Raw genomic sequence first — 23,418 nt, 5'->3', positions numbered from 1 at the left:
TGAACAGCTCAGTGCGAGCGGAGCCGGTTCCGGTTACGGTTCCACACTGCGAAGGCGCCGGCGGAGGTGCCCACCAGCAACGTGCCCAAGGCGATGGGACCGAGGGCCGGGCCGCCCGGGCCCTCACCGCCGGCAGGAGCCACGGCAGCCATCTGGGTGGGCCCGCTGGACCGGGTGACGGGGCTGTTCCAGTCCTGCCCGCTGGAGGGGCCGGTGGGTGGCCGGTAGCCCGCCGTGGCTGACGGCGATTCGCTGGCGGCGGCCCCCTCCGGGTCCGGCGCCGCCGTCGCGGGAAGCTGTGCCGGGTCCGGGGCCTGGACGTCAGGCTGCGCCGGTTGTGGCTGGGCGGGCTGGGCCGTCGGGGCAGGGGCCCCCGCCGGTGGTGCCGGCTCGCTCGGTGGCGGGACCGGGTCCCTCGATTTCCGCGGCCGCCCGGTCTGGCCTGCGTCGGGGCTGCCGGCGAGGATGGGTACGCAGACCAACCCGCAGTCTGGTGGGGCCTGGGTGTCCGACGCCGGAGTTGGCGAGGGTGCGGTGGCGGCGGCGAGCGCGGGCCCGGCCGGGAAGACGCCGAGAGCGAGGGCCAGGGCAGCTGCTGAAGCCGTCGTCGAGACGGCATGGAGGATCGGAGCGGACGGGGTCATTGCTACCTTTCGATGCGCGCAGCCCCCCACCGCGGCTTTCTGGTGTCCCCGGTAGTCTTCTACAGCGCCCGGCGGGGCCGCAAATCCGCCGCAGCGGCGGCCCCGCCGTCGTTAGTCCTGCTCAGTCCCTGTTTTCGGGCGGCAGGGCCACCTGGATTTTCCGTGCCTTGCCGCGTCCCACCACGTAGCCGCGGCCCGGGATGAACTCGGGGCTCACCCGGCCCAGCGAGGTGTTGAGGAGGCTGTCGCCTTCGATGTCGCCCGGGTTGAGCAGCAGGCCCCGGCGCCCGGATTTGAAGGGCTGGGCAAGCTGCCAGGCGCTGGACCAGGTGGAGGATTCGGACTCGCCCACCACCCATTGGTCCGCTTTCAGTGACGCGGTGACCAGTTGCGCCATGCCGGATTCGGCGATGGTGTCGGTGAATTCCGTCAGGCCTTCGATGAAGAAGGCCACAGCGCCGGGGTTCCCGGTGGAGTGCTCCACCAGGTCCTCCACCACCTCGGCGAGGTCGTCGGGTCCCACCACGGAGCGGTTCCAGATGGGGAGGGAGGCGACGGCGGACCGGCGGGATCCAAGGTAGATCAGCTCGGTGGCGGGGTTGGACCGGCGCAGTGCGTAGGCCAGGGTCACCAGGGCCACGGTCCGGCCGGCACCCGGGGGGCCCGCCAGCAGCAGCGGGCCGCGGGCCATGAGCTCCGCTGGCTGCAGGGACTCGTCGTCCACGCCGACCACCGGCAGGTCCGGGCTGCCGGCGGGCAGGACATCCAGGTCCACCTGCTCGGGCAGCCGTTCGATGCCGGGTGCGGTATCCAGGCCCTGGCGCAGCATGGCTTCGCTGAGCTTGTGGACTTCCCGGGCCTGCAGGGCCAGGTTGGAGTTGCCGCCCAGGACGGCCAGCTGCACTTCGAGCCCGTCCAGGAGTCCGCGGCCCGGGGGTGAGTTGGCCGTGAGGACGTCCCTGGGCACGTCCATGGAGATGTAGTCGTCCTCGTTGGAGAGCCGCAGCACCAGCCGGCGCTGGATGGAGGCGAGCAGCGATGCGGGGACGGCGTTGGGCCGGTCCCCCGTCACCACCAGGTGGATGCCCAGGGTGCGGCCGTCGGTGGCCAGTTGCAGGAAGATATCCCAGAGTCCGGAAAGCTTGCTGTGTTCGTAGGCCTCGCGGAACGCGGACATGCCGTCCACCAGTATGAAGATCCGCTTCTCGTCCGGCCGGTTGGCCAGCTTCCGGTACTCCACGATGGTGGACGCCCGCACCTCGGCGAACTTCGTGGACCGCAGCTCGGCGATGTCCCGGAGGAGGCGCAGGAGCCGCCCAACCCGTTCCACGTCGTCGCCATTGATGATCTCGCCCACGTGCGGAAGTTCTTCGAGCATCCGCAGCCCGGAGGAGCCGCAGTCGATGCCGTAAACGTGGACCGGGCCACCGCGCGGGGTGACGGCAGCCGCGATGGCAATGCCGCGCAGGGCTGCGGACTTTCCGGAGCCGCCCGTACCATAGATGGCCATGTTGCCGTCCCGGTCCGGTTCGTAGAACACGGTGGGCTGGTCCTGGTGCACGGGGTCGTCGGCGACGCCGAGCAGGAGCTGTTCGTCGGTGCGGGGGTTGGGCAGCTTGGAGAAATCGTAGGTCTTGGCCAGTTCGTCCAGCCATGGCTTGCGGGGCGGCTGGATGGCCAGGGTGTCCGCTGCATGCACGATCGTGGAGGTCATCCTGGCGATGTCGTTGGGTCCCGCCGGTTCCTGGGCAACAGGCTTGTCAGGGGCGGGCGCTTCCCAGCTGGGGCCGGATCCGAAGGCCATTTCCACGATGTCGATCTGCGGCCGCTGCGGCTTGTCGGTGGTCCAGCCGCCGGCATAGCCGGTCTGGAATCCCTGGATGCGGCCGGGGCCGGTCTTGGCGGCGCCGCGGCCGGGTATGGCGGGGTCGAAGTAGGCGGCGTCCGGAACGCCCAGGATGTCGGTGGCGTCGTCCTCGTCGGCCATGCGAAGTGCCACGCGGAGGTTGGTGTTGGCGCGCAGGTTGTCCTTGATGACGCCGGCCGGCCGCTGGGTGGCAAGGATCAGATGCAGGCCCAGGGAGCGGCCACGGGCGGCCACGTCCACCACGCCGTCCACGAACTCGGGGACGTCGTTGGCGAGGGCGGCGAACTCGTCCACGATGATGATCAGGTACGGCGGCGCCTCGGGGTCGGCTTCCCGTTGCAGGGCCAGCAGGTCCTTGGCCTTTTTCCGGTTCAGCAGCTGCTCCCTGTAGTGCAGTTCCGCCCGCAGGGACGTGAGGGCCCGACGCACCAGGTGGGGGGACAGGTCGGTGACCAGCCCGACGGTGTGCGGCAGGTTGATGCAGTCCGCGAATGCGGCGCCGCCCTTGTAGTCGACGAACAGGAAGCTGACCCGGTCCGGGCTGTACGCGGCGGCCATGCCCATGACCCAGGACTGCAGGAACTCGGACTTACCGGCGCCGGTGGTGCCGCCCACCAGGGCGTGCGGCCCTTCGTTCTTCAGGTCCAGGTACAGCGGTTCGATGCCCTTGGACCCCACCAGGGCACGCAGCGTGCCGTTGTCCTTGCGGTTCGCCACGGCGGTGGCATGCACGGAGTTGTTTTCCGTCCAGCGCTCCGCCACCGACTGCGGGTTGTCCAGGAAGTCCTTGCCGATCAGCGTCGCGTAGGACACCGCACGCGGCAGGTCGGAATCGTCGTTGACGGGCTTGCCCACATCCACCACGGGCGCGAGCATCCGGGCGAGCTGGGCCGCGAGCTCCGCGTCCACGCTTTCACAGCTGACCGGGTACGTGTGGCGGCCCAGGCGCACCTGGCCGGTGGTGGTGCCGTGGCTGCCGTCCACCACCATGAAGTCGCGGCAGGCTGCCGGGAGGGCCTGGATGTCGGTGGCCACCCACAGGACATGGACGCCGGAGTCGGGTCCGCGTTCCGCCAGCCGGGTGAGGCGGCCGCGGTCCACGGGAGCGTCGTCCTCCACGATGACCAGCACCGACGGAAGAACGGGCTCTTCGAGTTCGTGCTTGGCGGGGTCGATGCCGGGGCGCAGCTCCGGGGCGGTCCGCTTGGCCGCTGCCTCGCGGGCATCCAGCAGGTCCTCGAGGCGGGCCAGCAGGGACGAACCGCCGGCGGAACCGGCGGCCAGGTGGTCCCCGCCCAGCGGGCTGTGCCCCGAGCCCACGTGCGGCAGCCACTGCAGCCAGTTCCAGCGTTCGCGGGACTGGGCGGACGTAATGGCTGTCAGGACCACCTCGGCGGGTGAATGCAGGCCCACGAGCTGCAGCACCATGCCGCGGGCAACGTCATCCACCAGCCCGCGGGCACCCGCAATGCCCAGCGCGCCGGAGGTGCGCAGCTGGGAGACCACGGGGACGCCCTCAATCTCGCTGAACTGCTTGATGCAGTCCTGGATTTCGCGGGCGTACTGGACCTCGGTGTCGTTGTTGGAGGGTTCCTCCAGCGGGATGCGGGACGGCGCGGTTCCCAGTCCAAAGCGCAGGCCCAGGAAGGAGGAGTGCTCCGGCCGGTGCGTCCACAGCAAAGGCCCCAGCTTGTAGATCGCATCCACGGTGTCACTGACGGACGGTGCTTCCTGGAGCCGGACCGCCCTCTCCACCTGCTGCAGTTCGGTCAGGTCCTGCCGGAACGCGGCCATGGAGGCGCGGAACTGCTTGAGCTGTTCCTTCTGCTGCTTCCGGGTGCGCATCCTGGTGTCCACGTAATGGCCCACGATGAACAGGGGCATCATGAGCATGAACACCATGGAGAGCACATTCTGCGTGACCGCGAAGATGACCGCGCCCATCATCAGGGGCGCCACCAGCATGATGTACGGGAACGGCTGGTCTTCGGGACGCTTGGGTCCGGCCGGGAGGACGCGCTTGGGCACGTCGAAGCGGGGCACCACCCGCGGGGAGCGGTTGAAGTCAACCAGGGGCGACGTCGGCGCTGCCGCGTGGTTGTGGCCGAGCGGCACCACGGTGACGGTGGTGTCCCCCAGGGTCACGGTGTCGGAGGAGTTCAGGGTGGCGCGGGTGACCGGCAGGCCGTCCATCAGGAGGCCGTTGGCGGAATTCGTGTCCACGATCTCGATGCCTTCGCCCACCGTGATCCGGGCATGCCGTTTTGACGTGAGCGGGTCCGTGAGGCGGATGTCGACGTCCCGGTCCCGGCCAATGTAGCTGGTGCCGGTGGGCAGCGAAAATTCGCGGCCGACGTCGGGCCCGGACAACACGCGCAACGTGGCCGCAGCAGGGCCGCGGCTGGCTCCGGGTTCGTGGAACTGCCCGCTGACCTGGGCCAGCGAGACCACGGAGCCCGGGCGCAGGCCGGATTCGAGGAGGTTGTCCTCCCGGGCCAGGACGTTTCCGGTGATGCCTGCGCCGACGAAGGCCTCATCGATGCGCAGGGAAAGATTGTCCGGCGCCGGCGTGCCCTTGCGGTCCGGGTCCGCCGCCCAGAGCACGGTAGCGATGTCGGCCACGGTGGCCATGCCGTCCACCGTGACGGCCAGGTCCTTGGCGTCGGCGGGTTCGCGGCGGAGTGTCAGCCGGATCCTCATCCTTCGTCCACGCCCCTCATCTTTTCGAGCAGGTACAAGTCATCGGAGGTCACCAGGTGGGTGGTGACGGCGTGTTCCACCAATCGTGCGCGGCGGTTGGTGGCAAGCTTCCCGCCGCCTCCTCGCAGGCCCACCACGCCAACGCGGTCCAGCTTGTCGCAGACGTTGTCCAGTTTGCGGTTGAAGCGGGTCAGCGCCCAGCCCAGGGTCTTGGCCGCGGCCGCCGAGGACGGAATAGTGCTGAAGCCGGTGCCTTCGCGCCGGAGCACCGGCTCGGCGAGGGCCACGATCAGCGCTTTCTGGGCGTCGGTGAAGACCACGGGGCCGATGGTGGTGTCGCCGCTGCCGGCGTCCTCCCGTGCTTCCTGCCGGAAGGACGGCGTCTTCAGGTGCACGGCAAACTCGTAGGTGGTGGGACCGGCCGTGAAGATGATGTTGGTGTGGCTGAACACCAGCGGAATCCGTGCACCGGGTGACAGCCAGGCCTGCATGCCGCCGGAGGCGTCGGCAACGGTGGCCGAGAGCATGCTGCCAACGTTGCTGAGCCACCAGATGCCGTCGTAGCGGGCCACCTGCAGGAACTGCCGGTGCAGGTACGGGTTGTCGTCCACTTCAAGATCGCCTTCGCGGCCGATGTTGAAGATGTCCTCATCCGATGGCTCGTACCATTCGCCACAGAAATCTATTGCTAGATCCCCCATGATCTGTGCCTCCTCAGTCGGCAATAAGTGTGTGTCATCAGCTGGCTAGTCCTGCAGGCAGGCGACGGAGTCCGGGCCTTCCGGCGAGGCGCTCCCGTCGGCCCGCACCAGGATCACTTCAAGGCAAATGGGAGTCGGGCCGAAGCCAGAAACAAAGGTCTTAGGCACCTTCGTGGTTTCGAACGGCCCGTCCGCCTTGGCCGACTTGGTGCGGTACTTGTAGGAGTCACCTTCCCTGGGCTGCGGGTTGGTCCAGGAGAAGATGATGGTGTTTGGATCTTCGGGCTTTCGTGATGCCGTGAGGCCTTCGACACTGGGGACAGTGCCACTGTCCACGGCGTCCGCCGGCGGCTTGCTGGCCTGCTGGGTTTCCACTGCCTTGGGCGTCCCGGTCGCGGTGTTGGCCACCACGATGCCCACCACCGCCGCCAGGGCCAGGAGGGTTCCGCCGGCCAGCGCGAGCCAGAGGTTGCGCTTGCCATGGTCTGCGGCCGGCTCCGCCTGGGGCTGGTCCACGTTCACCGGCCGGTGCACGGTGGCATCGGCGGTGTAGGTGTCCGTCCCGGCGTCGTCCTTTACCGGGGCACCATAGTTTGCCGTGCCCGGGCTGCCGCGCAGGACGGTGGACTGGGCCCACTCCCCCTGGCCGCCGCCGTCGGCCGCAACTGCTCCGGGGCCATTTGTTCCAACGGGACCCGCCGGGATGGAAGGCACGGCGGGAGTGAAGGACGACGGCGGGAGGGCGCCACCGCGGCGTGCCGTGGCGTCGGCCCCTGCACCGGGAGCGTTGGGGCGGGTGCGGGCCGGAAAGGTGGGCGCGCTGCCGGTGCGCTCGGGGTCGATGGCCGCGATGCTGCGGACGCGCGTTTCCTCGGTGCCGTCGTCCGGGTGGCTCTCGTCCTGCTGCGGCTCCTCGAGGACCTCGAACGGCGTGACGGAGAGGTTGAGTTCGGCCTGGATGCGCTGGAGGGCCAGGGCGAAGGCGTGGGCTGAGGAGTACCGGGACTGCGGCGACTTGGCCATGGCCGTTGCCAGGGCCAGTTCCAGCGACTCCGGCACATCCGGACGGCCCAGCCGGGGCAGCGGCGTGTTGCTGATCCGGTTGATCAGTTCGCGCTGTGAGTTGTCCGCCCCGGGCAGGACGAAGGGCGACCGGCCGGCGAGCAGGGTGTAGAGGGTGGCGCCGAGGGCCCACACGTCCACCATGACGCCGTCGACGCTGCCGTCACGGAACTGCTCCGGCGGGGACCAGGGAATGGACATACCGGAGTCGTCGTCGGAGTCCCCGGCGAGGGTGCCGGAAATCCCGAAGTCGGTCAGCGCGGGACGGTTATAGTCCGTCACCAGGATATTGGCGGGCTTGATGTCGCGGTGGGCGATGCCGGCCCGGTGTGCGGTTTCGACGGCGGAGGCCACCTGGATGCCGACAGCCAGGACCTCATCCACGCTGAATCGCTGCCGCCGGTACCGCACGTCCAGGCTGGGCCGGGAGCAGTACTCCATAGCCAGGTACGAGTGCCCGTCGTCCGTTACTTCCGCTTCGAAAATGGTGACGATGTAGGGGTGCGAGGACAGCTGGGCCATCAGGTTGGCCTCGGACTCGAAGCGCCTGCGTGCGCCCTCTGTCTTCAGGTCGGACAGGAGTACCTTGACGGCCACCTTCCGGCGCGGCCTGTCCTGTTCGTACAGGTAGACGTCGGAGAACCCGCCCGAGCCGAGCAGGCTGATGTAGGTGAACCCCGGAATGCGGGGCGGCGGCGCAACGGGCCGTTTGGAACTCAAGGAATCTCCTCAAAACGCAATGAGATGTTGTCGCCCAGCTCGGCGATGTCGCCGTCGAGCAGGATGGCCATCTCGTTCTGGGCGAGGCGGCGCGGCGGCTGGCCTTCGCGGACCAGGACGGTGCCGTTGGTGGCCTTGAGGTCGCAGAGCATCACGTGCCAGCCCTCCAGCCGGACCTCCACGTGGGACCGCGAGATGTCGCCGCCCGGGCTTGCCACCTGCACCAGGCGCGGCATCACCCCGCCCTGGACCCGGGATACAGACGGCTGGCGGCCGATCACCATTGACTGGTCGAGGTCCAGCAGGTCTCCGGTGGACAGCCGCATCCGTCCCAGCCGGGGACGCGCCACCTGAACCGCATCGGGCAACAGGGCTGCGCCGCAGACGCTGCACTGGGCGCGGGTGGGCGGGTTGGGGTGCCCTTGGGCGCAGACTCGGGCCAGCACCAGCGGGCCGCCGGCATCCTGCTGGGCGGCAGGTGCGTTCGAGGCCGGGCCCGAGGTTCCGGCGAGGCTGCTCTTCATGACCGTCTGGCCGTCGTGGTCGGGGTCGAAGCCCGGGTCGGACTGCCGGCCCGGGGCAGGCGGGTGCCCCGGCGGGCCATCGGCTGCCACGGGCACCTGGAGTGGTGCGGGTTCCGGGGTGGGGGCGGGTTCCTGGGCGGGAGCGGCTTCCGGGGCGGTCGGCTGGCCCTCCGAGCGGGAGGGCGCGGCAGTTGCTCCCCCTCCTGCCCCGGTGCGCCAGGGGACGGAATCGATGAGGACACCGGAGGAAGAAGCGGGACGGGAAGGAGTGGCCGCCGTGCCGTTCGAGCCGTCACCGTGTCCGGCGGCAGCGTCTGAACGGGCATCCGCTGGTCCGGCCTCGGCTGCCCCCGGTTCCGCGAAGGTTCCAGCCGGGGTTCCGTCCCCTGCCGTGCCGAGGGCGGGCAGCGGTTCGGCGGCGGCCAGCGCCGGCTGTTGCTGCGGCACCACGTGCCCGGAGTCGGCGTCGGGGTCCTCGCGGACGGCGGCGTCCTCGATGTTCCGCATCACGGTGCGGTCCCACAGGTGGTCGTAGGACGTGGTCATCTCCACGGCGGGTGCGGCATCAGCGTGGCCTGCCGCGGCGGCGGTTGGTTCCGTCCCGGTTGTCCCGGAACCGGGCAACTCCGCTGCTTGCTCGCCAAGGCCGGTGGAGTCTTCGGCTCCGGTTTCTTCCAGAAGCTCCCCGTCGGCGTCGATGATCGCGCCGGGGGCAATGGTGGCCTCCGGATCAAGGTGGCGCACGGCGGGTTCCGGATCGGGCAGCATTTCGGGTTGCTGCGGGGCAACGACGGCTGCTGACGGCATGGCGGCGGTAGCGGGCCGCACGGAAGCCTCGACGACTGTTTCGACACCGCCTGCCCGTGCGTCCGGGGCAAGGGGCTGCTCGACATCGGCGGGACCGTCCACTTCCCCGGAGGGACTGACGGCGAACGGGCCATCAACACCGGCCGGAGTCCGCGCGGGTTCTTCACGGTCAGCCGGAGCCGGAGCCGGAGCAGCGACGGCGGCGGGGCCGGACGGCGCGCCCAGGGTCAGGGACTGGAGCAGCACCACGCCCTCCCCCAGTGGAAGTTCGGGCAGTCGCGGTTCAAGCTGTGGCAGTTCAGGCTGCGGCAGCCCAACCAGCGGCCGGCCGGGGCTGGCGGCACCCTGCGCGGCGTCCGTGCCGCCGGCGATGGTGAGGCGGCACTTGCCCGGTACTACGAACCTGCGCTCGGTCCAGGTGGTCACGTCGCGGCCGTCAAGGTCCACCGGCCCACCGGGCTGTTCCACGGCGAGGTCGAGCCCGCCGCGGAGGAAGACCCGGAGCGACCCGTTGAAATCGAGGATGCCGAACGACGGTATGCGGGTCAGCGACCCGCCGGAGCTGCTGGTCACTGCGGCCAGGACCTCGTGCGGCTCGGGGCGGGACCCCAGGAGGTCCCAAATGGCGCCCGCGAGTTCCGCCGGTGTCTCCGGAGCCAGGAGGACTGCGGTCCCCGACCGGACAATACCCAGCCAGGTGCCGGGGGTGTAGCTTGCACCCGTCATCGGCCGGGCTCCCCGTCCTGGACCGCGCCGGCGTCGACGGGTTCGGGCAGGGGCTGTGTTACCGCTTCCGACGCCGGGGGTCGCGGCAGCGTCACTTCGTCTCCGTCCACCGGGGCGTGGCGGGGCGCGGTGGTGCCGGCGCCGTCGTCGTGCGCGACGTTGTGGGCATCCACCACGATGGCCGTGACGTTGTCCCGGCCGCCGCTGCGCAGGGCGGCCTGGATCAGGGCGTCCACTGCGTCCTGCGGCTCCGCGGTGCTGCTGAGGATCCCGAGGATGTCGTCGTCCGCCAGTTCCCCGGTGAGTCCGTCGGAGCAGACCAGGACCCGGTCGCCTTCCTCCACGGGGAGGAGCCAGTAGTCGGCTTCGGTCTCATCCCCTGTACCCAGGGCCCGGGTTACGACATGGCGGCGGGGGTGGACGGTGGCTTCCTGGGCGGTGATCTCGCCGGCGTCCACAAGCTCCTGGACCTCGGAGTGGTCCACGCTGATCTGTTCGAACCGGCCCTGGCTGAGCCGGTAGGTGCGCGAATCGCCGATGTTCAGGACCAGCCAGTACGGCATGCCCATCTGCTCCACCACCACGGCGCCGGTCAGGGTGGTCCCGGCGCGGGCGCCGGTGGCTTCCCGGATGGAGGCGTCGGCGCGCACAAGGTACTGCTGGAGGAGGGAGGCCGTGATGTTCCGCTCCCCCGTGGTCACCTGGGGCATCTCGGCCAGGGCACGCACGCACAGGCCGCTGGCTATTTCGCCGGCTTCATGGCCCCCCATGCCGTCAGCCACGGCAAAGACCGGATCTGCGGCAATGTAGGAATCCTCGTTCAGCTCCCGGCGGAGTCCCCTGTCCGTCCCGTAGCCGTAGGTGAGGCTGAGGCCCGGCCTCGGCTGGATGGTGGGGGAAACACTGGCGGGGTGCTGGTTCATGCCTGTCCTAGGTAAAAGGTGCGGTCTCCAAAGTGCACGCTGGAGCCCGGGGTAACAAACGTGGGGACGCCCGGCACCAGCGGGGTGCGCAGGCCGTCCGGGGTGGTGACGGCGCTTCCGTTGGTCGACTGCCGGTCCGTCACCCAGATGCCGGCGCCGTCGGTGAGGAGGTGCAGGTGCGTCTTGGAGATGGAGCGCCCGGGATCGTCCACGGCCAGGAGCTGGGCGTGCTGTTCGCCCGCTTGCCCCACGGGATTGCGGCCCACCAGGACGCTGCGGTCCAGCTGGAAGTCGCGTCCGTCGTCGAGGCGGATACGGAGGACGGCCACGGGGGCTGGGCCGCCGGTGCCGGGGCGCACCTGGGTGCGTTCGACGTCGTCGTCCACGTGCGGTGCCACCCGGTGGCCCGGGGGTACGCCTTGGGAGGCGGGCGCAGGCGGCGCGAAGGACGCCGGCGAGGTGTAGGGCATGGTCTGCGACGGCATGGTGGCCGACGGCGCAGGTGCTGGGGGCGCGGAGGCCTGGGGGCGCGGGAAGGGCACTGCCGGGGGTGCCGCCGGTTCCGAGGGCGGCTGCGCCGGGCGCGGCTGGGGCGCCGGGGAGAGCACCTGCTGCACGGGTGGGAGGTCCAGGGGCGCGAAGCTGTAGGGCCCCTGGATGCCGCCGGTGGTGATGGGGTCCCTGCCCGTCTTGACGTCGAACACCAGGGTCTTGGCGGCGGTGTCATTCCAGCCCCGCAGCCCGCCGTTCTTGTCCCACCGGTTGGAAACCACCACCAGCACGGCCCACACCGCACCCACCAGGAGCAGCGGGCCGAGGATGAACAGGGCGGCGTCAAACCACTTGAAAACCACTACCAGCACTGCCGCGAGCAGGGCCAGGAGGATGCCGGCCCCGGTGATGAGGCCGCGGAGGAAGACGGTCCCGGCACCGGGCGCGTAGCCGTCCTGGTCCGCACTGCGGATGCCCATGGCCAGGTTGCCTGGAGTCTTGCCGGTGCGGGCCTCGAGCCCGAGCACCACGAACAGGTAGGCCAGGGTGAGGCCCAGGCCGGTGCCACCGAACAGGACCAGGGAAGAGGTGTCGTACACGATGAAGCCGCCGCTCCTGGTCCGGGTGATTCCGGCGAACCCGATGGCAAACGTCACGACGAGCACCGCCACGCCGGGAAGCCAGTCGATGACGGCAGCGCCCAGCCGCTTGCCCGCCGCGGCTGGAACAAGCTCAAGGTTTACTGCCATTCCCGTTCCTCCCCCTGGAGCGGCTTCCACCCTGGTGGAACCGCCGGTTGTGCCCGGCCCGGTGCCCGTATGCAGGGTGCCCCTGCGCGCGTTGCCCGTATGTGCTGTGCCCGCCGGCTGACCCGCCGGGGGCCTTTCTACTACCGGGATAGTACCGGGAATCCCCGGCGCATGCGTGGGGCGCGCTTCCCCGGCGTCGCTCCTGTCCTGGTGCTCCAGCTGGTCCGGGGTGCGGGTGCGGCGCGCCGCCCGGTTGGGCAGCGGCGCGCCGCAGGCGGTGCAGAAGGTGGCTCCCGCGCGGATCTGCTGTTGGCAGCGCGGGCAGCGTTCGGCGTCGGGCATCACTGCTGGTGGGGTCCTTGCTGGTCTGGTCCGGGCGCTTGCCGCTGCGGGGTTTCCGGTTGGGGCGCCGACGGTGGGCTGGGTGTTCCGGCGGTCTCCCCCGCGGCGTTGCCGTCGGCGAGGCGGCGGCGGCGCGCAGCAAGGATGCCGCCCACCGCCGGGAGCGCCACACGGCCGCCGCGAAGCTTGAGGCCGTTGCCGGAGTTCATCGCGGTCCGGGCGTCGGCCAGCAGCGAGCGGGGCGAGAAGCGTGCCTGCTGCCGGCGCCAGAATCCCATGCCGGAGGTCATTTCCTTGAGCGAACCATCAACGATGGTCCAGTACTCTCGGACCTCCTCCTCGCTGGGCTCCCCGGCTCCGAAAATGGAGGCGTCTGCCCGCCGCGCCAGCATGGTGGTGGTTCCCTGGGTGGCCGGGAACGCTTCGGCCAGCACGGCGGCGCTTTCCCGCCGCGTTGAGCGGGTGTCGACGGCGGCGCCCAGGTCTGTCGCCAGGCTCACCACCTCGCTCCATCCTCCGCCCACGCGCTGGGCGGGGTGCCCGTCTCGGAAACGCGACTTCCGCCGTCGTGCCTTCAACAGGCCGATCAGCAGCAGCGGCAGCGCCAGGATCACCAGCGGGATCGCGGCAACGCCCAGGGCGCCCAGGAGGGCACCCCAGAAGAGCCACGGGTTGTTCTTCTTCTGGTCGGCATCCAGTGCGTCCGGTGATGAGTCCGGCGGCAGGTCTGCCGGCTCCTGCGGCGGGGGCGGCGGCTGCAGCACCTGCGGCTTGGGCTTGGACTTGTTCTCGGGGTCCGGCGGGATAGGGATGTTGTCCTTGGGCGGGGTGGGATCGAAGCTGACCCAGCCGACCCGTTCAAAGGCGACCTCAACCCAGGCGTGGACGTCCTTGCCGGTGATCTTCACCTCGCCGGCGCCGTTCTCCGGGCTGGTCGGTTCGGGGTAGAAACCCATCACTACACGGGAGGGGATGCCCAGGTGGCGGAGCATCAGGGACATGGCCACGGCGTACTGTTCATCGTCGCCCAGCATCTGCTTGGCAGTGAGCAGGCTGCGGATGCGGGCCGAGCCGTGGCCGGAGACGCTGGGCAGCTGGCCCTCGCTGACCAGGCCGTTGCTGAACGCCCCGGTCTTCTGGAAGTGGGCTTCGATCTGGCGGACCCGGTCGATGGCCGTGGGCGCATCGGCGGACAGGTCGTTGGCCTGGGATCCCACCACCGGCGGCACCTCCAGCGCGTCCGGGAGCGACACCTTGGCGAAGTCGTACTGCGTCAGCTGGCCGTGCTCAAGCTTGGCGGGGTCGGAAACCTGGACGCTGTAGGAGTCGCCGCGGGACAGCCCGTTGGTGGTCACCGCGGTGTCGGAGCCGGGGTTGAAGTAGAGGCCCGCAGCGGCGGCGGACCCGGACTGGTCAAAGCTGATGCCGGTGGTCTTTCGCCCGCCGGGGACAAAGTAGCCCTGGTAGTCCTCGATGTTGATGCTGATCGAGTAGTCGTTCGTGGGGACAACGCCGGAGGCGTCGGCGAGGGTATTGATGGATTTCGCATCGCCCACCTTGCTGAAGTTTCCGGAGCCGTTGGGGTCCATGTTGTAGTTGGTCCCGTTGAAGGCGTCCAGTGCGCCGAGCCGGACCCGGCCGTCCTTCGGCAGGCCCTTGACCACGAACAGGGTGTCGTCCTTTTTGTCCTTCACGTACGTACGGAAGCTCGCCAGGGGCGTGATGTAGTCCTTGGGGTCGAACGGGGGCACCACCACGTTGCGGAGGACTTTCCGGTCCTCTCCTGCACTGACCAGCGGAGCGGCCACCGCGGTGACCCCCACGCTGGCGGCGATGACCCCGGCCGCCATGCCCAGCCGGCGGATCCTGGCCCGGCGTGCGGCGGCCGTATCCGTCTGCGGGTTGTTGACCGCCACCCGGCGGGTGTTGTTCTGCCGCAGGGCGTCGCGGCGGAAGGTGGCCCAGGCGATGCCGAGGACGGTCAGGCCGATGCCGCGTTCCAGTGTCAGGAACGCCGCGTTGGTGCTGAAGGCGATGCCGGTGACGAACAGGACCAGCACAGGCAGGAGCGGCAGGTAGGGGCTCTTGGCGCGCCAGGTCAGCAGCGCGGCCACGAGCGCCGTGATCAGCGAGCTGAGGAACGGGACGATGAGCACGCCGCCGGCCGTTCCCACCGGCACGCCTACCGTGAGCATGTCCTTCCAGGCGAAGACGACGCCGAGGAGCAGGGTCCGCAGCGAATCAAGGGTGGGGACGAAGCCGGCGATGGAGGCGTCGGGGACCGCCAGCCAGGTGCCGAGGACCAGGTACGCGGCGAGGGCCAGGGCCGTGGTGATCAGCAGGCCCAGGCGCAGGTGGGCGTTCGCCGCGCCCATGGCCAGGCCCAGGACGATGCCGCCGAACCCGGACAGCAGGTAGTAGGGGTCCCCGCCGAAGCTCAGGCCGAAGCCGAGCAGGCCCAGGCCCAGCAGGACCACCAGTGCGCCGGCGTCGAGCAGGAAGTGCCATGGCGGCTGGCCGTCCACAAAGGCCGACTCCGTGGCAGCCGCCTTGCGGCGGGTACGGGTCGGGGGAATCTGCGTTTGCGGGGAGCGGCCCGGTGCGGTGCTCATGCGGCCGCCTTTCTCAGCACGATGGCAAGGTCGGCCAGGTCGCCGAGCGTCAGGACAGTAAGGTCTGCGATGTTGGCCCGGGTGGGGGCGGCGCCGGCTTCCACCCTGACCGCCAGGCTGCGGACGCCGGGCGGGACGGAGGCGGCGGCCGAGCGGAGCTGGGTCGCCGTTACGTTGCTGCCCACCACGAAGAAGACCACCGAGGCGTTCGGCACGGTGTCAGCCAGGGTCCGGGCGAGGTCGACGGCGGTGCGGCGCATGGGTGCGCCGACGATCCGGGTCATGTCGTCCAGCATGTTGCGGCCGGTTTCGCAGCGCAGTGGCCCCTTTTGGGTCAGGACGTCCAGTTCACGCTGTTCGCGAATGGCTTGGCGGCCGATGGAGGCCGCCACGGAAATGGCCATCTCAAACTCGGTTTCGGACGCGTATTCCTCGGTGTTGATGGACAGCGAGATGGCCAGATGGGCGCGTCGGGTTTCCTCGAACTGGCGCACCATCAGCTTGTTGGTGCGCGCTGTCGTTTTCCAGTGGATGTGCCTGCGGTCATCGCCGGGCACGTAGTCGCGCAGGGCGTGGAAGGAGACATCGGCGCTGGAGAGGTCCGTGGTGGGCATGCCCTCGAGGTCGCGGATGAAGCCTGCGGCGGAACCGGCCAGGGCTACCGTCCGCGGATGGACGAAGAGGTCCTCCGGTTCGGTCCAGAGGACCTGGCGGCGCAGCAGGTGCAGCGGGTCCGCGCGGACCGAACGGACGGGTCCCACCACGATGACGGCGCGGCGCGCGGTGGGGATGGTGAACAGGTCTTCGTGGACCTGCCCGGGCTTCATGCGCGGCAGGTGGAACACGGCCGTGGTGCTGCCCACTGGCAGTTCCAGCGCGGCCGGAAGGAGGGGACGCGCTGAGGTATTGGAGACGGCGATGCTGCCGACGGCGCTGTCCCCCACCGCTACCCGGGTGCGGGCAAGGTCCAGGACCACGCCGTAGGAGGACCGGCCCAGGATGAAGGCAACGGCGATGACGAACATGGCGAACGCGGCAATGGCCGCTGCCGTGGCTTCCTGCCAGCCGAAGGCCTGGCCGGTAACCCAGAGCAGGATCGCGGCGGCCAGGACGGACCAGCCCAGGATGCTCACGACCGAAAGCACCGGCCACGCATACTTCAGCCAGTTATCCCGGACGGTTCGCCAGGCAGGGGCCAGGGCCTGGAGGGCTGTGCTGCTGGCTTCGGACCATACCGCCATGGGGTGCAGGCGGGTGGGGCGGCCGTCCCGGTGGAAGAGCTGCTTGAGCCGCTCCGCGAACCGGGTCAACGGGGTACCGCTGGACGTGCCGTCGGACATATGGGTGTGCCTTCATTGTTGCGCTGGGATGGAATGACGGTAGCTGCGGCGTTCGGCCGCAGCCTGGCGGATCAGGCGTTGGTGCGCTGCTGCGGGGCGGCGACGTCGGCGAGGATCCGGGTCAGTACGGCCTCAGCGGTGGCACCGGAGAACTCAGCCTCGGGGTCCATCACGAACCGGTGGGTCCACACCACGGACGCCAGTTCCTTGATGTCGTCCGGCAGGACGAAGTTGCGTCCCTGCGAGGCAGCCCAGACCTTCGCGGCCCGCACCATGGCCAAGGCGCCACGGACGGAGACTCCCAGCCGGGTTTCCGGGGCGTTGCGGGTTTCCTCGCACAGCCTGGAAATGTATTCCAGCACTGCGGTGTCAATGTGGGCGGTTGCCGCCAGGTCCGCCATGTCCGCCACTGCCTGGGTGGTGATGACCGCGGAGAGATCCTTGGACCGGTCCTTCAGGTTGCTGCCGCCCAGGAGCCGGACGGTGGAAGCGTGGTCCGGGTAGCCGATGGAGGTCTTGATCAGGAAGCGGTCCAGCTGAGCCTCGGGCAGGCGGTAGGTTCCGGCCTGCTCGATCGGGTTCTGGGTGGCCATGACCATGAAGGGACGGCCTGCTGAGTAGGTCACGCCGTCCACGGTGACCCTTGATTCCTCCATGACCTCCAGCAGCGCTGACTGCGTCTTGGGCGAGGCGCGGTTGATTTCGTCGGCCAGGACAATGTTGTTGAAGATCGGGCCCTTGTGGAACTCGAACTTCTGCGTCTTCTGGTCGTAGATGGTTACGCCGGTGACGTCGGAGGGCAACAGGTCAGGGGTGAACTGGATGCGGTTGTTGGACCCCTGCACGGTGGCGGCCAGGGCGCGGGCCAGGGAGGTTTTACCCGTACCCGGGGCGTCCTCGAACAGGACGTGGCCCTCGGCCAGCATGGCGGTAAAGGTCAGCCGGATGACGTGTTCCTTGCCCAGCACCGCCTGCCCAACGTTGGCAACCAGCTTTTCGAACGTGTCGGCAAACCACTCGGCCTGCTCAATGGTCATGGTCATGAAAGTTGCTTCCTTTTGATGGATCGGAGTTCGTTGTGGGCCCGGAGGCCCGGGCCCACAAGAGGTGATGCGGTTGCTAGCGGTTTGGCATGCCGTTCGGCGGATTGCAGCCCACGTTGGAGGTGTCGCAGCGGAGCCAGTTACCGGACGCCATCCCGGAGTTCAGGTGGTACCAGATGCCGCTGGGGTTGTTGGAGGTCTTGTACCAGACCTGGTAGCGGTCCGCCGTGGACGGGGCACCGGCATCGAGCCACTTGCCGGCACCGGTGCACTGTGAGGGGTTGCCGGCGATGTAGCTGTCCGTCCCCTGACGGGGCTCCGTGCAGCTGCGGACCGGGCTTGCCGTGACGTACCAGTCCGTGGGCGGGGGCGGTGTGTTGTCCGGGCCGGACGTTGACGTGACCGGACCGCCGATGGCGCCCGGGGTGACCGTGTAGGCACGGACCCGCAGTCTGTGGCTCGTACTCCACCCGCCGGCTCCGGTATCGAACTTGTTTGCCTTGCCGACGTTCTGCCAGCCGCCACCATCCATGCTCACCTCGTAGTAGCTGAGGGGCCTGCCGTTCGTCGCCGGGTCATTCCAGGTCCAATGCACCTGTCCATCGCCCTTGGCCGAGGTGCCGCCGTTGATATTGGGGGCATTGGCAGGACCGTAGGGGTTTCCGGTGCCGATGGCCTTGGCGTCACCGGCCATATTGTTCTTGGTGGACGTGGCAATGATGGTCACGGTGATGTCCCGCCCATTGGTCATGCCACCGATGGTTCCTCCCCCGGCCTTGATCGACCCGGTCTTGCCGTCGGCGTTGTAGGAGTACGCAATCTCGGAGGCGGTGGAGCCGTTGCGCTGTGCATCGGTCAGCGGCGTGAATGTCACGTCCAGCTGGCCGCTGGTCCCGTTCTCCTTCACCGTTCCAGAGTTGACAGTGCCAGGCTTTCCAGCTGCCCGAATTGCGGCAGACTGCGCGCTCGTGGCACTGGTTCCGGCCTTGTTCGTTGCCGAGACCGTGAAGGTGTAGTTCGTTTCCGAATTGTCCACGGTGACGTTTTGCGAGGTGCCGGCTACCTGCTGGCTGGCAATGGCGGCCCCTCCCCTGAGCGTGGTCAGGGTGTAGGAGGAGACGGCGTCGCCGTTGTTGTTGGGCGCCGACCACACGACGCGCAGCTGGCTCTGCGAACCAACCGGCGTGGCCTGGGAGACGCTGGGGGCCGTCGGCGTGGCGGGGACTCCGGCGGGCACCTCGGCCGCGGAATAGGGACTCCATTCGGACGGGTCCTTGGCGTCATTGCGGGCCAGGACCCGGACCTTGTAGGACACGCCGTTCTGCAGGCCCTTCCACACGTAGCTGACTGACGTCAGTCCCTGGATCTGGGCGTTTTGGCCAGCGGGCGCCGGCGAGATCTCCAGGTCGTAGGACTTGACCGGGGACCCCTTGCTGGCCGGCGCGGCCCAGTTGACCGTGAGCTGCTTGTCGCCGAACTTCAGCGACGGAGCCTGTGGCGTATCCGGTTTAACGTCCGGACGGACATCGGCGGACGCCGGCGACCGGTCGGAGTCACCGAACTCGTTGGTGGCCGTCACCTGGAAGTGGTAGGTGGTGTTGTTGGTCAGGCCATTGAGGGTGCAGGTGTTGGCCGGGCATTCCTGCCGGAATCCGCCCTCCCCGAACACGGTGTACTTGGTGATGGGCGAGCCCCGGTCGGCCGGTGCCGACCAGGTGAGCAGCGCCGTCTGGTCGCCCACACTCTGCGCCTGCGGCGTGGTGGGCGCCGCCGGCTTGTCCTTGACGGTCAGCCGGACCCGCGCAGTGGCGTGCCGGGACGCATCCCCCGTCTTGTCCTCCACCGTGTAGGCCACCACCATGGTTCCGGTAAAGCCCGGCGCGGGGGTTACGGTCACAGAGTCACCATTGACGCCCACGTTGCCACTGCCCGTTTCAGTGTTGGCGGCGATGATCTTCAGCGGTGTCTCCGGGAACGGGTTGGCGTCGTTGGCCAGCACATTGATCGTCACCGGTTTGCCGGCGGCGGCATTGTCCTGCACGTCGTCGTTCGCCACCGGTTTGGGCCGGTTGGAGGCGGTTACGGCAAGCTGGTAAGTGGCCGTGGCCTCGAGCCCGCGGGGGTCGATTGCCTTGACCTGCACTGCGGCGCGGGTTCCGGTGGCCGTGGAATCGGCCGCCGATACCTTCAGCGTCTTGCCTTCGATGCGTGCAGTGAACCCGCCGGGAGAGTCTCCCACCAGTTCGTACTTCATCTTCTCGACGTCGTCCTGGTCGGGATCTGAGGTGAGCTTGCCGAGGTCGGTGCTGGCCGAGTCACCCTTGGGAACATCCACGTTGGCGCCAAGCAGCTCCGGCGGGTTGTTCTTGTTCGGGTCCGGCAACACCTTGGTGCGGATACTGAGGGTGGACTTCAGACCGGCGGGATCGTCCGGCCCGGTACCGTCGGTCACCTCGAAGGTCAGTGAACCGGGGCCCACGTAATCCGCGCCTGCCGTGTATTTCAGGCCGGTGCCGTCACGCGTCACCGGATCGCCGCCGTCGGCACCAATGAGCTTGATCCGGTCCGCCTGGGTCAGCCGGGGTGAACGTCCTTCCCGGACCTTGACCCATTCCTTCAGTTCGACGTCCACGGACTGTCCGGCCACGACCTCCAGGACCTCGTCCTTGGCCAGGGTGGGAACCTGCTGGCCAAGCCCCGGTACCCAGATGATGGCGGTGGACTGCTGGCCATCGACGTCTTCCACGGTGTACGGGATGAGCTGGGGCTGTTCGGTGAGGTCCACCAGGACATTGCCGTTGCCGCCGGGCCGGGCCGTGGTGGCCTCGGTGCTGATCTTGAGGTTCTCCCCCACGCCGTCGGGATCCTCGTCGTTTTTCAGGACGGGAACGTCCACGGCGGTCTTTCCCATGGCCTGGGCAGACGTCACCCGGTCATCGCGGGCGATCGGTGCTTTCAGCGGGACATCGTTGTCGACCACCAGGCGGATGGTGGCCTGGGCGGTGGCGTCCCGGTCGTCGGCGATGGTGTAGCGCACGTTGACGGTGCCGGCCTCGTTGGGGGCCAGGAGGATGATGCGGCCGCTGTTCTTGCTCACGGTGGCCTGCAGGGCTGGGTCGGCCTCGATGCCGTCGGTCAGGATGCGGATGCGGTCGCCGTCGGGATCGGTGTCGTTGGCGGTGGCGTCGACGGCGATCTGCCGGCCGGGACGCACCCGGACCTCGTCGTCCACCGGGGTGGGCTTTTGGTTCATGTCACCGCGGGGAGCGATGCCCACCGTGACCGTCCCCGTGTTCACTGCACCCTGGCGGTCCACCACTTTGTAGCGGAAGGTGTCGGTTCCTGCACCGTCGCCCGCGGCAGTGAAGTCGATGAAGTTGCTGCCCACGGTGGCGGTACCCATGGCGGGGGTGCTGTCGATGCCGGTCAGCTGCACGGAGTCGCCGTCGGGATCGATGCCGTCGAGGGGAACCGGAATCCGGACCGTGCCGGCGGCCACCACGCGGGCGGTGAGGTTGCGCGGCTGCGGCCGGGAGTTCTCCGCGCCCTCGAGCGGGAGGATGTGGATGGTCACGGCCGCGGCGCTCTTCTGGCCCTGCGGATCCACGGCGTTGTAGATGGCACGCACGGTCTTGGGCTGGCTGCCGGCAATGAAGCGGAGCGTGTTTTCGGAGACGAAGCTCTTCCCGTCGGCAGGGTCCACCGCCTGCGGGAGCACGGGGTCCACGGTCAGTTCCTGCCCTTGCGGGTGGGTGTCGTTGTCCAGGACGGGGATGGTGACCACGTCATTGACGCGGACGTTTACCTCGTCCGGCTTGGGCTGGGGTGCTTCCACCACGGCGGGCGCCGGGACCGGCACCACGGAAACACTGCCGGTGGCAGATTTCTTTCCGTTGGACATGGTGTATTCGAACAGGATGGGGTCCTTGGTCCCCAGGATGTCCGTGATGCGCAGGACGCTGTGGTTGATGACGCTGACGGAAACCGTCGCATTGTCCGGGAGTTTTACGGACTGCAGCACCAGGACTCCGCCGGAGGGGTCGGAGTCGTTGGCCAGGGGGTCCAGCAGCACGCTTCCGCCGGTGGGCATCAGGGCAACGTCGTGGACCGCCACTGGGTCGCCGCCGTCGTTGCCGGATTCCACGTCCACCCGGATGAGGCCCTGGCTGCTTTGCGGGCCGTTGCTGGCGATGTAGGTCAGGTAGACGGGGCCGGGAGTGCTGCTGCGGAAGGTGAAGGTGCCGCCGTCGGTGACGGGGCCCAGTTCGGCGGGGCCGTTGGCTTCCACCTGGGCCAGGCGGAGGGCACCTCCGTTGGGGTCGACGTCGTTCTTCAACGGCGAGATGACCAAGTCCTGGCCCACTACGGCGGTGACGTGGTCGGCGTTGACCACCGGTGCCAGTGCGCCCGGCGGCTGGACGTTAACTACCACCTTGCCGGTGACTGTGGCGCGGCCGTCCCAGATGGTGACCTGGACGTTCTTCTTACCGGCGGTGGCGCCGGAGTCCTGGAAGGTCAGCAGGCCGTCGCGCCGGACCTTGACCTGGTCCTGGTCGTTGTCGGCCTTGGCGTCCAGCAGGACCAGGTCGTCGCCGTCGGGATCGATCCAGTCGGTGAGGATGTTCTGGCTGACGGTTTTGCCCTGCTCCACCAGCATGGTGGTGTCTTCGCCGCGCTTGAATTTGGGCGGCTTGTTGTCGTCCGGCCCCACCACGCTGAGCGTGACCTGGCCCGTGGCCGACAGGCCGCGGCCGTCCGAGGCACTGTAGTTGAAGGTCTCGGTGCCCGGCTTGGCGTCCGCGGGGACGGTGATCTGGAAAGCGGTGCCGCCGTAGATGCTTTCCAGCGTTCCGGATTTGGGTCCGGCGTCCCCCACCGCTGCGGTGAGGACGTCGCCGTCGGGGTCGGAGTCGTTGTCCAGGACGCTCAGGATGGTGGTGCGGCCTGGGCGCACGCCGACGGCGTCGGGCTTGGTTTCCGGCGGACGGTTCGGTTTGGTGCGGTCCGGCAGGATGTTGATGGTGTTGTTGTCCGCTGATTCCTGGTCCTGGTCATCGGACTGGTTCTTGGGCGGGATGACGTCGTCCCAGTTGTTGACCAGCTGCATGTTCTGGTTCACCAACCACACATTCCCCGAGTTCACATCATTGAGGACCACCAAGTCCCGGTTCACCCGGAAAACATACGACGGCGACGCACTCGCCTTCGGCACCGCAACATTCTTATCATCACCGTCATCGGCACAATCCCGGACATACTTATTCGCCCCCGACCACGCCGCATGCACACACCCACCCAACTGCACCGGCGCAGCCGGAACACCCTCACCATCAAACGCCACAGTCTTCGCCGTACCGCCATCCAACGGCTGCTTCAACAACGCCTTCCGCGTAGCGACAGCAACGAAATCACTACCCGGCCCCGCCTGCTGCAGCTTCGCATCCCGCGCATCCTCCAACTGCAGCCGCTTACCACCAGGCAAAAACAGGCTCCCCGCAGCAGCATCCAACACCACCGGCCGGTCCCCCACCACCGTCATCTGCAAATCCCCGGCACCCTTAAGCCCATCCCACGTACTGGACTCCGACGACGCCACCCCACCCTCGGCATCAACCCCCGTCACCGTCACCACACCAGTCTTCGGATCCGCCGAATAAATCCGGTCATCAGACCCCACCACCGACACAACGCCCGCAGTGCCGACCAACACCGGCTCCGAAGCTTCCTTATCAAACCCATTCACCGTGGACGGCGACACCGCCCACACCTTCCCCGACGCCGCATCCGTCACCGAAATCGTCCGCGCCCCAAAACTCACATCAGCCGCCCCCGGCAACTGCTTATCCCCACCCAGGCGCATATTCGCCGGCGAAACCTGGTTCAACGTCGAACCCGTCTCATCATCAACAAACACCTCACCGGCATGCTGCAACACATCAAACGTCGACGACGCCGGCGTCACCGCACCATCCAACACCCGCGACGGATAATTCAACCGCCCCACAGCATTCTTCGACTTCGAAACAACCCACACACCACCATCGTTCAACTCCACCTCAGTGGTCTTAAACCCCGGATACAACACAGCACCCGTCACCACCACAGCCACCACAGCACCAAACGCCGTACCGGTGACGAGTTTCTTATGTCGCTTTTTCAGCCCGAG

12 protein-coding genes and 1 pseudogene are annotated in these 23,418 nt (G+C 68.6%); 1 reads left to right on the top strand and 12 read right to left on the bottom strand.

Annotated features, from left to right (window positions below):
• Positions 1 to 8: 8 nt before the first annotated feature.
• From ACFVTD_RS06905 to ACFVTD_RS06850, 12 genes and pseudogenes are all read right to left on the bottom strand, one after another.
• Positions 9 to 644 carry a hypothetical protein gene (locus ACFVTD_RS06905; protein WP_387560034.1) on the bottom strand — a complete coding sequence of 212 codons (636 nt, stop codon included), beginning with the start codon at positions 642 to 644 and terminating at the stop codon, positions 9 to 11.
• Positions 645 to 765: 121 nt separating this feature from the next.
• Complete coding sequence (locus ACFVTD_RS06900; protein WP_387560032.1) at positions 766 to 5,211, bottom strand: FtsK/SpoIIIE domain-containing protein; 4,446 nt, start codon at positions 5,209 to 5,211, stop codon at positions 766 to 768.
• Entirely contained in the window at positions 5,208 to 5,912 is a 705-nt protein-coding gene (locus tag ACFVTD_RS06895; RefSeq protein ID WP_387560029.1) for a hypothetical protein, read from the bottom strand. The genes ACFVTD_RS06900 and ACFVTD_RS06895 overlap by 4 nt, the downstream gene beginning before the upstream one ends.
• 45 nt (positions 5,913 to 5,957) lie before the next feature.
• Positions 5,958 to 7,694, bottom strand: coding sequence for a serine/threonine-protein kinase (locus tag ACFVTD_RS06890; protein WP_387560026.1), 1,737 nt, complete (start codon positions 7,692 to 7,694; stop codon positions 5,958 to 5,960).
• Positions 7,691 to 9,751: an FHA domain-containing protein gene (locus ACFVTD_RS06885; protein ID WP_387560023.1), complete on the bottom strand. Its 2,061-nt coding sequence runs from the start codon at positions 9,749 to 9,751 to the stop codon at positions 7,691 to 7,693. Before ACFVTD_RS06885 ends, ACFVTD_RS06890 begins: the two co-directional genes overlap by 4 nt.
• Positions 9,748 to 10,674 (bottom strand): PP2C family protein-serine/threonine phosphatase, encoded by a 927-nt coding sequence (locus ACFVTD_RS06880; RefSeq protein WP_387560020.1) that lies wholly within the window; start codon positions 10,672 to 10,674, stop codon positions 9,748 to 9,750. Before ACFVTD_RS06880 ends, ACFVTD_RS06885 begins: the two co-directional genes overlap by 4 nt.
• Positions 10,671 to 11,915: an RDD family protein gene (locus ACFVTD_RS06875; protein WP_387560520.1), complete on the bottom strand. Its 1,245-nt coding sequence runs from the start codon at positions 11,913 to 11,915 to the stop codon at positions 10,671 to 10,673. Before ACFVTD_RS06875 ends, ACFVTD_RS06880 begins: the two co-directional genes overlap by 4 nt.
• Before the next feature lie 264 nt (positions 11,916 to 12,179).
• Positions 12,180 to 12,257: pseudogene (locus ACFVTD_RS06870) on the bottom strand (zinc-ribbon domain-containing protein); the annotation flags it as partial.
• On the bottom strand, positions 12,257 to 14,869 hold the full coding sequence (locus ACFVTD_RS06865; RefSeq protein ID WP_387560017.1) for a transglutaminase family protein: 2,613 nt from the start codon (positions 14,867 to 14,869) through the stop codon (positions 12,257 to 12,259). The pseudogene ACFVTD_RS06870 and the gene ACFVTD_RS06865, both read right to left, overlap by 1 nt.
• A complete protein-coding gene (locus ACFVTD_RS06860) occupies positions 14,866 to 16,209 on the bottom strand; it encodes a DUF58 domain-containing protein (RefSeq protein ID WP_387560014.1) in 1,344 nt (447 codons plus the stop codon). The genes ACFVTD_RS06865 and ACFVTD_RS06860 overlap by 4 nt, the downstream gene beginning before the upstream one ends.
• Positions 16,210 to 16,280: 71 nt before the next feature.
• A complete protein-coding gene (locus ACFVTD_RS06855) occupies positions 16,281 to 17,252 on the bottom strand; it encodes an AAA family ATPase (protein ID WP_387560011.1) in 972 nt (323 codons plus the stop codon).
• Between the two features lie 76 nt (positions 17,253 to 17,328).
• The gene (locus tag ACFVTD_RS06850) at positions 17,329 to 22,464 is read right to left on the bottom strand and encodes an Ig-like domain-containing protein (protein WP_387560008.1); all 5,136 of its coding nucleotides are present in this window, start codon (positions 22,462 to 22,464) and stop codon (positions 17,329 to 17,331) included.
• 484 nt (positions 22,465 to 22,948) lie between these two features.
• On the opposite strand from ACFVTD_RS06850, the gene ACFVTD_RS06845 reads away from it, so the two are divergent.
• Complete coding sequence (locus tag ACFVTD_RS06845) at positions 22,949 to 23,242, top strand: hypothetical protein (protein WP_387560002.1); 294 nt, start codon at positions 22,949 to 22,951, stop codon at positions 23,240 to 23,242.
• The last annotated feature ends 176 nt before the right edge of the window (positions 23,243 to 23,418 follow it).

The sequence above is a fragment of the Pseudarthrobacter sp. NPDC058119 genome, assembly GCF_042884655.1.
GTDB lineage: Bacteria > Actinomycetota > Actinomycetes > Actinomycetales > Micrococcaceae > Arthrobacter.
Note: the sequence above shows the minus strand (reverse complement) of the source record. Positions and strands in the feature narration are given on the sequence as shown.